The sequence below is a fragment of the Acinetobacter calcoaceticus genome (assembly GCF_016508255.1).
Lineage (GTDB): Bacteria > Pseudomonadota > Gammaproteobacteria > Pseudomonadales > Moraxellaceae > Acinetobacter > Acinetobacter calcoaceticus_E.
The window spans coordinates 225,360-239,533 of record NZ_JADVKT010000001.1 but is presented as its reverse complement, the minus strand read 5'-3'; the positions used below and the strand labels follow the sequence as shown (position 1 = coordinate 239,533).

Genomic DNA, 14,174 nt, shown 5'->3' with positions numbered 1-14,174 from the left:
TAAACATGGGCTTATGACCATGGGTTTTTGGTTGAGAGAAGCATAAGCAAACTGTAAACTACAAGGCAAGTAAAAAACGTTAAAATCTTTGTTAAAAATGAAGATAGCGTTTAAATTTTTCGAAATTTTATCTACAAAGAAGTGATTGATACACTATGAAGCCTAATGATGTTGTCTCGAGCCTGCCAAATAACCCGACACCGAATACTCATGCCTCTGTCGATTCTGCGCAGCAAGAACAACAGGCTGGCTTAGATTTTGTTCGCCAAGTCATTACTGAAGACTTGGCTGCTGGGCGTGCAAAGCAGATCGTAACTCGTTTTCCACCAGAACCAAATGGCTATTTACATATTGGTCACGTAAAAGCAATTTGCCTAAACTTTGGTGTAGCTGAAGAGTTTGATGGTTTATGTAATTTACGTTTTGACGATACAAACCCTGATGCTGAAGAGCAAGAGTATGTTGATGGTATTGCTAATGATGTGAAATGGCTAGGTTTTAACTGGAATGGTGAGCCACGCTATGCATCAGGTTATTTTGATCAACTATATGCATGGGCTGTTCAACTTATTGAACAAGGCGATGCTTATGTAGATTTGCAATCTCCAGAAGAAATTAAATTAAACCGCGGTAGTTTTGTTGAACCTGGTAAAAACTCGCCATACCGTGATGCATCTGTTGAAGAAAATCTTGCTCGCTTTGAAAAAATGCGTAGTGGGGAATTCAAAGAAGGTGAAGCTGTTTTACGTGCCAAGATTGATATGGCGAGCCCAAACGTACACATGCGTGACCCAATTTTATATCGCGTATTACATTCAGAGCATCACCAAACAGGTGATAAGTGGAAAATCTATCCAATGTATGACTATGCTCATCCATTGTCTGATGCGATTGAAGGGATCACTCATTCTCTTTGTACATTAGAGTTCCAAGATCATCGTCCGTTTTATGACTGGATTGTAGAAAAGGTAAAATCTAAAGCCGTTCCACATCAGTATGAATCTTCACGTTTAAACGTGGACTACACCATTACATCAAAACGTAAATTACGTAAATTGGTGGAAGGTGGTCATGTGAATGGTTGGGATGACCCACGTATGCCAACTGTAGTAGGTATGCGTCGTCGTGGTTTTACTGCTGAAGGTTTACGTGATTTCTGTAAGCGTGTAGGCGTGTCAAAAACTGATGGTATTGTCGATGTGGCAATGCTTGAGTTCTGTATTCGCCAGTCTTTGGAAAATACAGCTGCGCGTGGTATGGCTGTTTTAAGCCCACTTAAAGTGACTTTAACTAATTTACCAGAAGATATGGATCTTAAGCATGCTCGCCATCCTAACGTAGATATGGGCGATCGTGTGATTCCTTTAACCAAGGAAATCTATATTGACCGTAAAGACTTTGAAGAAGTACCACCAAAAGGCTTTAAACGTTTAATTCCTGATGGTGAAGTGCGTTTACGCCATGCTTACGTTATTAAATGTGATGAAATCATTAAGGATGCTAATGGTGAAGTGGTTGAATTGAAGTGTTCAATTGACCCTGAAACCTTAGGTAAGAACCCTGAAGGACGTAAAGTAAAAGGTGTAATTCACTGGGTATCGGCAACCAAAGGTATTCCTGCTGAAGTACGTATTTACGATCGTTTGTTCACAGAAGCAGACCCTGAAACTGGCGATGATTTCTTAGCTAACTTAAATCCGGATTCGTTGAAAGTATTGGACGCTGTAATTGAACCAGCTTTGGCACAAGCGAGCCCTGAAGATCGTTTCCAGTTTGAACGTGAGGGTTATTTTGTTGCTGATCAACATGATCATTCACCTGAAAAACCAGTGTTTAACCGCATTCTTGATTTGAAAGATAGCTTTAAGCCTGAGAAAAAGTAAGACGAGTAACATGTTTTGAGTAAGTAGTAGATATCAAAAAGCCCAACTCAGTTGGGCTTTTTGATATCTACTTTCCTAGCTATATTATTTTTTGGCAAATTAGCTAAGCTGGATTAATCACATAAAAATAAAGAACAATTACTATAAGAAGGATAAATGCTAGCGATAAATAAGTATTCATCGTATGAAAGCTTTTAATAAATTTCAGGATTTCCATAGTAAATCAGCGTTTATTTTGTGTTACAAAGTTAATAAATTAATAATACACTTAAATTAATTATAAATGTTACCAAATATAAATTAACAATCCATCTTTAGGTGAAAAAATAAGCATTTGGCTTTATGGATATAATTTAATTAATATATTGAATTGTATATTAATCGCTATACCCAATACGCTTAAGAAATTTTTGCATAACGTCAAAAGCAGCATGTTCGAGACTTTGAGCATATTGCTGATTTTCTTCGCGGAGTTTTGGAATTGAAATATTGGCTTGGCGAAGTTCACACGTATGGCCAATTAACCATTTTTCAAAATGTTCTTCAGTCGTTTCAATATGGAACTGTAATGCAAGAATATTATTTCCAACTTCAAATGCCTGATTGGTATAAATATCAGAACTTGCTAAGAGCACAGCATTTTCAGGAAGATCGAAAGTGTCACCATGCCAATGTAGAACATGAACATTATTAAGCAAACCAGATAAAACCTGATTAGCGCGTAGGCTTAAGCTTAGTGGGCCCCAGCCAATTTCTTTTTGATGTCCTGCATATACTTTTGCACCCAGCGCATGAGCAATAAGCTGTGCGCCTAGGCAAATGCCAAGAGTGGGTTTATCCGCTGCCAAGCGTTGTTTGAGTAGTGAGATTTCATCTTTTAAGAATGGATAATCGTCAGTTTCATAAACACCGATTGGGCCACCTAAAATAATGGTTAAACCTTCATGTGAAAAAGCCGGGATTAAATCATCAACACCCGCCTCAAAATAACGGACGCGAAATCCGAGTTGATAAAAGACATCTTCTAATGAACCTAAGTCTTCGAAAGCGAGATGCTGAATGGCATAAATAGTTTTAGGGAAGGCGTTTGTTGTGTTCATACAAATGATTCATAGAAGATCAATACGTGGAGTATAGCGATAAATATAAAGAAGAGAATATCTGTATAAATCACCAATACCTGAAAATTGATATTTTTCGTTACGATAATGTTGTAATGCAAGGAATTATTTATGCAGAATCCCTTGCATACCCCACGCTATTAAAATAATAATTTTTGAGTATCGTTTTGGCCTATGTTTGAAAGCTGATGTTCATCCTTCAAATTTACTCCTGACATGCCAAGTTGTTTTGATTTTTTCATAAGTGCCATTAAACGTTGAGTTGCAACGGCAATACTTAATCCAGCTGGGCGAACATTGGAAATACAATTGCGTTTCGCATCGAGGCAGCCTGAATATGCATTCCATGTATAGTAAATGCCCATACTGTCCGGAGAGCTTAGTCCCGGACGTTCGCCAATAAGCATAACAAGCATAGATGCCTTAAAGATTTCAGCAACTTCATCACCAAGAGCAACTCGGCTACCTGTCGCAAGTGAAACTGGTGCAAGACTCCAGTTTTCTTGCTGAATTTGTTCGCTTAGCGCTGTAATAAATGTCACAGCGTTTGCTTCAATTGCTCTTGCAGAGAGTCCGTCACCTACCACAATACAAACATCGTATGGCTTCGGATTTTCTGCATATTCCTTAATTAAGACATCTTTTGATTGATCTGAAAGCTGACGTCCTAAATCTGGGCGTTTGAGATAAATTTCTTTATTGGATGCATTACTTTGTACATGAATGCTTGGAAGCTGCTGTTGCTGTAATTGTTCAGATAAATGAAAAACGTCCAGATCTTGATAAACCGCATCTTTTGCTTGTGCATGAGACAATTGGAACTCAAGTAAGGCTCGTGTTGGGATGCTACAACCTGCACGACCCAAAGCAATACGGGCATCGGTAAACTGTTTGAGTTTTTCCCACTGATCTTGATGGGTAGAGGAGGGATATTGAATATCACGACTGAGTTTCATAGTGTTCTCCCTAATTCATGAGCAGACGAGAGAATTGGTCGGGCATGTGATCTGCCCAACAAATTTGAGAGTTTTGTTGTTTAAAAATACCTTGTTGTTCAAGCCAAGCGGAAAATTCTGGAGCAGGTTTTAAACCCAGGAGTTGTCTTAGATAAAGAGCATCATGAAACGAAGTCGTTTGATAGTTCAGCATGACATCGTCTGAACCCGGAATTCCCATAATAAAGTTGATTCCTGCTGCTCCAAATAAAGTAAGTAGAACATCCATATCATTTTGATCAGCATCGGCATGGTTGGTATAGCAAATGTCACAGCCCATGGGTACACCAAGTAACTTGCCGCAGAAGTGGTCTTCTAAACCCGCACGTATAATTTGTTTACCGTTAAAAAGGTACTCTGGGCCAATAAAGCCAACGACTGTATTCACTAAAAGCGGGTTGTACTTACGGGCTACGGCATAGGCACGCGTTTCTAATGTTTGTTGGTCAACGCCGTGATGTGCATTGCTGGATAGCGCACTGCCTTGACCTGTTTCAAAGTACATGACGTTTTGTCCAAGGGTTCCGCGTTTAAGTGCGAGTGTGGCTTCATAACCTTCTTGTAGTAAATCGAGTGAAATTCCAAAACCTTCATTGGCTAGTTGTGTGCCAGCAATCGATTGAAACATTAAATCAATCGGCACATTTTTTTCAGCAAGTTGAATACCTGAACTAATGTGAGTGAGGACGCAGGATTGTGTCGGAATCTGATATTCCTGAATCACATGATCAAGCAATTTCAGTAGCTCTGACAAATTATGTAAGTTGTCTGTTGCAGGGTTAATGCCAATCACGGCATCACCATTGCCATACATCAAGCCGTCTAAAATACTGGCAGAAATGCCAAGCACATCATCGGTCGGGTGATTGGGTTGTAAGCGCGTAGAAAGATGGCCTTTTAGACCAATGGTGTTGCGAAATTGGGTAATCACTTCACACTTACTGGCTATATAAATCAAATCTTGATTACGCATAATTTTGCTGACAGCAGCCACCATTTCCGGAGTTAAGCCCGAGGCTAGTGCTTTTAGGCTCTGTGCAGTTGCTTCTTCGCCAAGTAGCCAATTTCGAAAATCACCTACAGTAAAGTGAGAAATAGGGGCAAATGCTGCCAGATCATGTTCATCAATAATCAGTCGTGTAATTTCATCTGTCTCATAATCGACCACGACTTCATTTAAAAAAGTTTTAAGTGGTACATCGGCCAGTGTCATTTGAGCCGCAACATGTTCAGTCGCATCTCTTGCTGCTACACCTGCTAATTCATCGCCTGAACGTAACGGCGTTGCTTTTGCCATTAAAGTTTTTAGGTCAGCAAAGTAATACTGTTGATTGGCGACAATATTGCGATAACTCATTGTTGTATCCTTATATTATTTATAGTTCTTGTTCCGCAGCTTTAATATTTGCAAACTCTTCTTCTGGCGTTCCTTTAACTAAATGATAGCGGCTATAGAATAAAAAGTAAGCAATAAATACGATATAAATAGCCGCAGCAATAAACCAGACTTTCGGGTTTACCACAAAGCCTGCCACCACCGCAGCCACTGCCAAAACTAATGCAATGCTTGAGGTTACAATGCCGCCGGGCGTTTTATAAGGACGAGGCATGTCGGGTTTAGATAGGCGCAGTTTGATGTGGGATAAGAGAATCAACACATAGGAAATGGTTGCACCAAAAACAGCGATTAAAATGAGTGAATCACCTTCTTTGGTGAGTGAAAGTAAGAAGCCGATAATGCCCGGAATAATAATCGCAAGATAAGGAGCCTTATTTTTATTGGTTAAAGAGAGTGAAGTAGGTAGATAGCCCGCGCGCGATAGTGCAAAGATTTGACGCGAATAGGCATAGATAATTGAAAAGAAACTTGCGATTAAACCTGATAAACCCACAAAGTTTACAAAGGTCGCAAGCCAAGTGTGGGCGCCATAAACTTTAACGAGAGCATCTACGAGAGGAGCGCCAGAGTTTTGTAAAGTACTTGCACCCGCTGCACCTGCGCCCAAGAACAAAATGAGCATAGCAAACGCAGTTAATATGAGCATTGCACCGATTAAACCGCGTGGAAGTGATTTGGCTGGATCTTTCGCTTCTTCGGCTGCCAAAGGAACACCTTCAACTGCAAGAAAAAACCAGATAGCAAAAGGAACGGCTGCCCAGATACCCAAATAACCATGAGGCAGAAAACGACTTGCGCCTACACCTGTACCAACTGGAATATCTAACAAGTTTTGTGTATTAAAATGTAGAATCATTGCCACAATAAAAACTACAAGAGCAACTGCTGCGATAAGCGTAATCGCAAACATAATTTTTAAGGCTTCACCAGCACCTTTCAAATGTATGCCCATAAAAATCGCATAGCAGGCGAGGTAAATCATCCAGCCATTAATTCCAAATAAAGATTCGCAATAACCGCCAATAAATACAGCAATAGCAGCAGGGGCAATCGCGTATTCAATTAAAATAGCTGTACCTGTTAAATAGCCACCAAAAGGACCAAAGGCAGCGCGTGCAAAGCTATAACCACCACCTGCTGTCGGCATCATGGTGGACATTTCCGACATAGAAAGACATAGGCACAGATACATGATTGCAGCGAGGGCAGTGGCAATAAACATGCCACCCCAACCACCTTGGGCTATGCCGAAGTTCCAGCCAGCAAAATCACCCGATATCACATAAGCTACACCTAAACCAATCAGGAGTAACCAACCAACCGTACCTTGTTTGAGTTGACGCTGAGCAAAATATTCTGCTGATGAGACTTCTGTGCTTGAAGAAATGACGGAAGCTGTTTCTGGTTGATTCATACAATACTCCTGCGAGTGGGTCTGTATGAATCAATGCAAAAGCAATGCCTAAATGAAGCACTTTAGAGAGTAGATGGAGCTTTTTTATTCCAAATAATAAAAATTCAAGTTTAACAATCGCAAATAAAGAAGCCAGCAATCTAAATTACTGGCTTCTTATATCATTAGAGATGTAACTTCTTTTTAGAGTTGAGCGTTTTGGATCAACTTGGTGCAGAATTTAGAAGAAGCCCATTGGTTTAGTCGAATAACTGACTAACAGGTTTTTGGTTTGTTGATAATGATCTAACATCATCTTGTGGTTTTCACGGCCAATACCTGATTTTTTGTAGCCACCAAATGCAGCATGTGCAGGGTAGATGTTATAGCAGTTTGTCCAGACACGGCCCGCTTCAATAGCACGACCAGCACGATAAGAAATATGAGCTGAACGTGACCAAACGCCTGCACCTAAACCGTACATGGTGTCATTGGCAATTTTGATTGCATCATCAAAGTCTTTGAACGTTGTTACAGCTAGTACAGGACCAAAAATTTCTTCTTGGAAAACTTGCATGCTGTTGTGACCTTTAAAAATAGTGGGTTCGACATAGAAACCGTCACCCACCTCTTTACGGCCACTACCGCCGAGCAATAATTCTGCACCTTCTTCGCGGCCCGTATTAATACAACGTAAGATTTTCTCTTGTTGTTGCAGAGATGCTTGTGCACCAATCATGGTTTCAGTATCAAGAGGATGACCCGTTTTAATACGTTTTACACGTTCGATGGCAATCTCTAAGAACTGATCAGCAATACTTTCTTGAACTAAAGCACGAGAAGGGCAAGTACATACTTCACCTTGGTTCAAGGCAAACATAGCAAAACCTTCTAGTGTTTTCTCTAAGAAGTCATCTTCTTTATCCATGATATCTTCAAAGAAAAGGTTTGGTGACTTACCGCCAAGTTCTAATGTCACTGGAATAATATTTTCGGTCGCATATTGCATCACCATTTGTCCAGTTTGTGTTGAACCTGTAAACGCAATTTTGGCAATACGTGGGTTTGTCGCTAATGGGCGACCAACTTCCGCACCGAAACCATTCACAATATTAAGCACACCTGGCGGTAAGATATCTTGGATGAGTTCAGCAACCAGCAAAATGCCTACAGGTGTTTGCTCAGCTGGTTTAATTACAACACAGTTACCAGCCGCTAACGCAGGGGCTAGCTTCCATGCTGCCATTAAAATAGGGAAGTTCCATGGAATGATTTGGCCAACAACGCCTAATGGTTCATGAAAGTGGTAAGCAATCGTATCTTCATCAATTTCAGAGATGCCGCCTTCTTGAGCACGAATACATCCAGCGAAATAACGAAAATGGTCGATTGCAAGTGGAATGTCTGCTGCTAAAGTTTCACGGACTGCTTTACCGTTATCCCAAGTCTCTGCTACTGCTAACATTTCAAGATTTGCTTCTAAACGATCAGCAATTTTTAAAAGTATATTAGAGCGTACTGTTGGTGAGGCTTTATTCCATGTTGCTTTGGCTTTATGTGCTGCATCTAGAGCAAGTTCGATATCTTCGGCACTAGAGCGTGGAATACGTGTGAAAGCTTTTCCGTCAACAGGAGATACATTGTCAAAATACGCACCTTTTACAGGTGCTACCCATTCACCGCCAATAAAATTTTCATATTGTGATTTGAATTGAACTTTTGAGCCCGATTGATTTGGATCGATATAGCGCATATAAATATTCCTTTGCTTTTTAGGACTAAAGACTAACAAGAACCCTGTCAGTAGGTACTTTCGTACTTTGTATAATTAGGATATAAAGAAGAAGGTTGGAGAAAGGTTGGAATAGAAATGTGGATATATAAGGAATTTACAAATGTTCACAAAAAAGGATTTATTGCAGCAACGGACGTTGATTGATCAACTGCGCACGCAAAATAGTCTCTCTCCTCAGAACGCTGCCAAACTCGGCCAAAGTATTGCAAGCTCATGGGAACGATCAGCATCTGCTGCAATTCCTAAAGAACGTTTTGCGGCTCCATTAGTCGAGAAAAAAACTGCTTCACAAAATGCTCTAGATATGGCCCTAAGCCAATGTGCTGATGACTTACGTCATATTGCAGAGCAATCCTCAATGGTGATTGCCGTTGGTGACATTGGTAGTACGATCATTTGGACGGCAACAAGTGCTCAAATGCAAAGTGCAGCTGAGCGTGTTCACTTTGTGCAGGGTGGGCAATGGCGTGAAGAATTTGTTGGTACCAATGCATTGGCTTTGTCTTTAAAAACTCAGCAATCAAGTTGTGTTTTTTCTAATGAACATTATATGGAATCGATTCATGATTGGGTGTGCTATGCCGCGCCAATTATCGATCCATACTCAAAACAAACTCTAGGTGTCGTTGATTTATCGACTACTTGGAAGAACCATAATAGTTTAGGAATATTGGCTGCCGAACGTTGTGCATCAATTATTCAATCTGCCTTGCTAGAGCAGCAGCGTCAGCAATTACATATTCGTGCTTTTTCAACACCACAAGTTAAATTTAATGGCAAAAGTTTATTATTAACACCGCGTCAAATTGAAATTTTAACCATATTGGCGTTATGTCCACATGGTTTAACTTTAGAGCATCTCTATCAGGCGCTCTATGGCGAACGTAAAGTGAGTATGGGTACGCTTAAAGCTGAAATGTCTCAACTTCGAGATATTTTGGGTGGTTTACTTGGATCTCGGCCATATCGTTTGCTTGTACATGTTGAAGCCGATTTTTTACAAGCTGAACAAGCACTGGATGCGGGATATGCGGCTTCTGCTTTACAGCTTTACACAGGTGTTTTTCTGGCAAAAACTGAAAGCCCGTTTTTATGTGCATGGCGTGACTGCCTTGAATCGCGCTTGAGCGATGCAATTTTTAAAACGCAAGAAACAGATTTATTACTTAAGCATTTAGCTCATTTCCCTGAAGCAATCGATGCGGTAGAACGTCTTATGGAGTTAGTACCGAGTGAACATCCCGCGCATCAATTGCTGATGAAATACCTTGACTCACCTAAGCTCAGTTAAGTGATTTTTTGATCCAGCCACTGGAACAATTGTTGATAGACTTGTTCTCGTACTGGCTGGGCTGAAAGGACTAAATCATGCAAGCCATTGTGAATAGAGACAACAGAGACATCACCTTTGATTTTTTTGCCAAATTTTTCAATGTCTTTAACGTCTAAAATTACATCGCTTTGAGTCGCATCGGCTCCCCATTTTTTAGGGTTTTTAGTCTGATGAGAATGCATAATCAGTGCAGGAACATTGAGTTTAACTCCGCGATGTATTTCTTTTTGTGCTGTATGAATCGCATGTAGAAAGCTGAGTTGAACCGTAGGGGCAGAGGTAGGTTTCCAGTCCAGATTAAAGTCCCATTCGCCCTTGAGCTGTTTGTGAAGGCTCGCGGTGTACCATTTGTTCAGTTGGCTTGGGAATTTAACTTTAGGTAGATATTTTCCTACTCGACTGAGTACTGGAATACCAAACTTCTTTTCGACCAAGCTTAAATTAAAGTCATAAAATGGACTATTCGTCCATAGCGCTTTAATAAGAGGATGGTTCGGGTGATGGGCAGCATAAAGCGTTGCTGTCAAACCGCCAGTCGAATGGCCTGCAAGCAATACTTGTGTGTGCTGTTCTTTAGCAATGATATCTAATGCTTGAGTAATTTCGGCATCGTATTCACTTAAATCAAGCACATTATAGAAGATTTGATGGGGTAGCTTGGAACGACCGTATTTTCTTAAATCCAAGGCATAGAAGTCATAACCATGCGCGTTGAATTGTTCAGCCATTTCAGTTTGAAAGAAATAATCTAAAAAACCATGAATATACAGCACAGCTTTTTGAGTAGATTGAGCGGCCTTTTTACGCACTAAGGTAGCTACAACTTTACCTTCGTAATCATTAGGAAAGTTGAGTGTAAGCTGTTCGTAGCCAGTACCTAAAATATCTGGAACATAATTTTGAGTAGCTGAGGATGTATTCATTTTTATCGAGCTATTGTAATTAAGACATGCTGAGTATCCTTCAATGAAATGGGAGAATTGTCAATCAGGTTTAGAGGTTGGATTGGAATAGAGGTTTAAAAAAAGGGAATACCGCTGGAGCTAAGTATTCCCCAAAAAGTAAGTCAACGGTCGGAGGGTTTGACTTACTAGAGGGATGTGCCATTACATCAGTATTAAAGTGCTGCTTTGAAAATCTCCACAACTTGTGCATGATTTGCTTTACGAGGGTTGGTCAGCATACATGCGTCTTTTTGAGCGTTATCGGCCATGACAGAAAGGTCTTCAGTTTTCACACCTAACTCTGTTAAACCAGACGGAATACCAATCGATGACGAGAGTTTACGAATGGCATCAATTGCAGCATACGCAGCTTCCATTACAGTCAGTCCATGAGTTTTTACACCCATTAACTCTGCAATTTTTGCGTAGCGATCTGGGCAAGCAATTAAGTTAAATTCGCATACGTGAGGTAACAAGATTGCGTTACATACGCCGTGAGGTAGGTTGTAAAAACCGCCCAACTGATGTGCCATTGCGTGAACATAACCTAAAGATGCATTGTTAAATGCCATACCTGCTAAGTACTGTGCATAGCTCATTGCATCACGTGCTTCGATGTTTTCACCATTTGCAACAGCAGGTTGTAACCACTGACTAATCATGGTAATGGCTTTTTCTGCACAGGCATCCGTAATTGGATTTGCCGCCGTAGACACATATGCTTCAACTGCATGAGTTAAGGCATCCATACCTGTTGCAGCTGTTAGACCCGCTGGTTTTGCGATCATGAGTTTCGGGTCATCAATTGCAATGAGTGGGGTACAACGCCAGTCGACAATGGCCATTTTTACGTGAGTGTCTGTATTGGTAATAATACAGAAACGAGTCATTTCAGATGCAGTACCAGCCGTTGTGTTGACTGCAATCAGCGGAGTCATTGGAACTTTGCTTTTATCGATACCTTCATAGTCACGAATATGACCGCCACCAGCAGTGACTAATCCAATTCCTTTGGCGCAGTCATGAGATGAACCACCACCTAAGGACACAATAAAGTCACAGCCGTTGTCGTTATAGGCATTTACACCGTTATGAACATTAATATCGGTTGGGTTCGGTTCTGCACCCGGGAAAATATGGCTCGCAACGCCTGCTTCGGTTAAATATGTTGCGATAAGATCTGCGACACCAAATTTAAATAAACCTTCATCGGTCACAATTAATGCTTTTTTTGCGCCGAGGTTTTGTGCTTTGGTACCTATTTCTTTAGCACATCCTGGTCCAAAGAGAGATACGCAAGGAATATAAAAACCGTTTGTTTGATCTGCAATATTTTTAAAAGCCATGGAGTGATTCCTTCTTCCATTAGTCCGTTGTTTGTTATGACAGGTGAGCCTCACCATGGCCTTAGTATTGAGATACGAAGATTATTTTCCTACCTACCAAAAACCTACCAAATATTGTTTTGTTATTAGCTATTGATTTATATTGAATTTATAGAAAGTTTGGCTCATTCATTTAATTTTTTCGGGAAAGTCGTTAAGCTATGGGCTGTTGAAGATGTACATATGAGATTATGAAACAGGAAACTGCGCTTAAACTGCTTAAAGCAGGTGAAAATGTCTTTTTAACCGGCTCGGCTGGTGCAGGGAAAACCTATACACTCAATCAGTACATTCAATACTTAAAAGCACGTAAAGTGCCCGTGGCAATTACAGCCTCTACAGGTATTGCTGCAACACATATGAACGGCATGACCATTCATACATGGGCAGGCATCGGGATTAAAGATCAGTTAACTGACGATGATCTAAAACGTATGAAAGAGCGTAAATATCTCAAGGAACACCTTGAAAATGCGCAAGTTCTCGTCATCGACGAAATCTCGATGTTGCATGCGAAGCAGCTTAATCTGGTCAATCAGGTTTTAAAATATTTTAAAGAAAGCGATGAAGCATTTGGTGGTATTCAAGTCATTGTTGCTGGAGATTTCTTTCAGTTGCCACCAGTTGGGCGTAATAGTGAAGCCAACCGTGACAAGTTCTGTTTTATGTCTGATGCATGGGTCGAAGCCAAATTTCGCGTATGTTATTTAACAGAACAACATCGTCAGGATGATGAAATTCTTAACCAGATTTTAAATGCTATACGCGCACAAAGTATTCAAGCAGATCATTTACATGCACTACGCCAATCACGCTCGCATGATATTGGTGAAACCTTTACTCGTCTTTATACGCACAATATGGATGTCGACAATATTAATTATCAACATCTAAACGAAATTGATAATGAAGGGCATCAATTCAATGCGGTTTTAGACGGTAATGAAAAACTGGTAGAAACTTTAAAATCTTCAGTTCGTGCGCCAGAAGAACTCACGCTAAAGAAACATGCAAAAGTCATGTTTGTAAAAAACAATTTTGATATGGGATATATCAACGGAAGTTTAGGTGAAGTCATTGGCTTTGAAGAAGATGATGAAAATGGTCTACTGCCAAAAGTAAAACTCACTGATGGCACAACTTTATTGGTAGCACCTGAAACTTGGTCAGTTGAAAATGATGCAGGCAAAGTGATTGCCAGTTTTCAGCAAATTCCACTTCGTTTGGCATGGGCGATTACCATTCATAAAAGCCAAGGGATGACCTTAGAAGCTGCCGAAATTAACCTCATGAATACCTTTGAAAAAGGTCAGGGCTATGTGGCATTGTCGCGGTTAAAGTCTTTAACCGGGTTAAAGTTATTGGGAATTAACGAACAAGCTTTAGAGTTAGATAGTTTGGCTGTTAAGGCAGATCGTCGTTTCCAAGAGCTTTCTAAAGAAGCCGAAGACAATTTTGCTGATGTAGATTTAACTGCTCAACATAAAGCCTTTATTCGTCATTGTGGCGGAACTTTAAATGAAACCGAGATTTCCCGTAATGAGAAAAAAATCGCAAAAGGTGGAAAACAAAATTACGCTACGGCAACACTAGACGAGACACGTACGTTGTTTGAAGAAGGTTATGAGATTGAAGATATTGCGCATGAGCGTGGTCTTACTCCCGCAACCATCATTAATCATTTGGCACGACTTCATAAAGAGCAAAATCTGGATATTTCGGTTGCCCATCCGGGTGAAGAAGTGGTTGAAGAAATCCGGAAAATTTATAAGAAGCTGAAAAAACGTCAAAACCCAGATCATTTTTCTGACGATGGTTCGATCAAACTAAGACCAATCGTAGAAGCAACCAGTCCACGAATGGGATATGATCAGGTTCGATTAGCTTTATTATTTATTGAGTAAAGTTTAATTAACTTAATTACTT

At 40.3% G+C, this 14,174-nt stretch carries 10 protein-coding genes; 3 read left to right on the top strand and 7 right to left on the bottom strand.

Annotated elements, in window-relative coordinates; translation table 11 throughout:
• Window positions 1-155 precede the first annotated feature (155 nt).
• Entirely contained in the window at window positions 156-1,883 is a 1,728-nt protein-coding gene (locus tag I5515_RS01155) for a glutamine--tRNA ligase/YqeY domain fusion protein (protein WP_199964368.1), read from the top strand.
• Window positions 1,884-2,260: 377 nt separating this feature from the next.
• On the opposite strand, the gene I5515_RS01150 is transcribed toward I5515_RS01155, so the two are convergent.
• From I5515_RS01150 to I5515_RS01130, 5 genes are all read right to left on the bottom strand, one after another.
• On the bottom strand, window positions 2,261-2,983 hold the full coding sequence (locus I5515_RS01150) for a glutamine amidotransferase (RefSeq protein ID WP_199964367.1): 723 nt from the start codon (window positions 2,981-2,983) through the stop codon (window positions 2,261-2,263).
• A 161-nt stretch (window positions 2,984-3,144) separates the two neighbouring features.
• Window positions 3,145-3,960 (bottom strand): ethanolamine ammonia-lyase subunit EutC, encoded by an 816-nt coding sequence (gene eutC / locus I5515_RS01145; protein WP_199964366.1) that lies wholly within the window; start codon window positions 3,958-3,960, stop codon window positions 3,145-3,147.
• Window positions 3,961-3,970: 10 nt separating this feature from the next.
• Complete coding sequence (locus I5515_RS01140) at window positions 3,971-5,356, bottom strand: ethanolamine ammonia-lyase subunit EutB (RefSeq protein WP_199964365.1); 1,386 nt, start codon at window positions 5,354-5,356, stop codon at window positions 3,971-3,973.
• 19 nt (window positions 5,357-5,375) lie between these two features.
• Window positions 5,376-6,812: an ethanolamine permease gene (eat, locus tag I5515_RS01135; RefSeq protein ID WP_199964364.1), complete on the bottom strand. Its 1,437-nt coding sequence runs from the start codon at window positions 6,810-6,812 to the stop codon at window positions 5,376-5,378.
• A gap of 220 nt (window positions 6,813-7,032) precedes the next feature.
• Window positions 7,033-8,544 carry an aldehyde dehydrogenase family protein gene (locus tag I5515_RS01130; protein ID WP_199964363.1) on the bottom strand — a complete coding sequence of 504 codons (1,512 nt, stop codon included), beginning with the start codon at window positions 8,542-8,544 and terminating at the stop codon, window positions 7,033-7,035.
• A 142-nt stretch (window positions 8,545-8,686) separates the two neighbouring features.
• Between I5515_RS01130 and I5515_RS01125 the strand changes: the two genes are divergently transcribed.
• Entirely contained in the window at window positions 8,687-9,877 is a 1,191-nt protein-coding gene (locus I5515_RS01125) for a helix-turn-helix domain-containing protein (RefSeq protein WP_100193583.1), read from the top strand.
• On the opposite strand, the gene I5515_RS01120 is transcribed toward I5515_RS01125, so the two are convergent.
• Together I5515_RS01120 and mdh are read right to left on the bottom strand one after the other, a co-directional pair.
• A complete protein-coding gene (locus tag I5515_RS01120; protein ID WP_199964362.1) occupies window positions 9,874-10,842 on the bottom strand; it encodes an alpha/beta hydrolase in 969 nt (322 codons plus the stop codon). The two genes, I5515_RS01125 and I5515_RS01120, sit on opposite strands and share 4 nt — an antisense overlap.
• A 194-nt stretch (window positions 10,843-11,036) precedes the next feature.
• Entirely contained in the window at window positions 11,037-12,209 is a 1,173-nt protein-coding gene (gene mdh, locus I5515_RS01115) for an iron-dependent methanol dehydrogenase (RefSeq protein ID WP_199964361.1), read from the bottom strand.
• A gap of 230 nt (window positions 12,210-12,439) precedes the next feature.
• Here mdh and I5515_RS01110 point away from each other — a divergent pair, with 230 nt between their 5' ends.
• Window positions 12,440-14,152 carry an AAA family ATPase gene (locus I5515_RS01110; RefSeq protein WP_199964360.1) on the top strand — a complete coding sequence of 571 codons (1,713 nt, stop codon included), beginning with the start codon at window positions 12,440-12,442 and terminating at the stop codon, window positions 14,150-14,152.
• The last annotated feature ends 22 nt before the right edge of the window (window positions 14,153-14,174 follow it).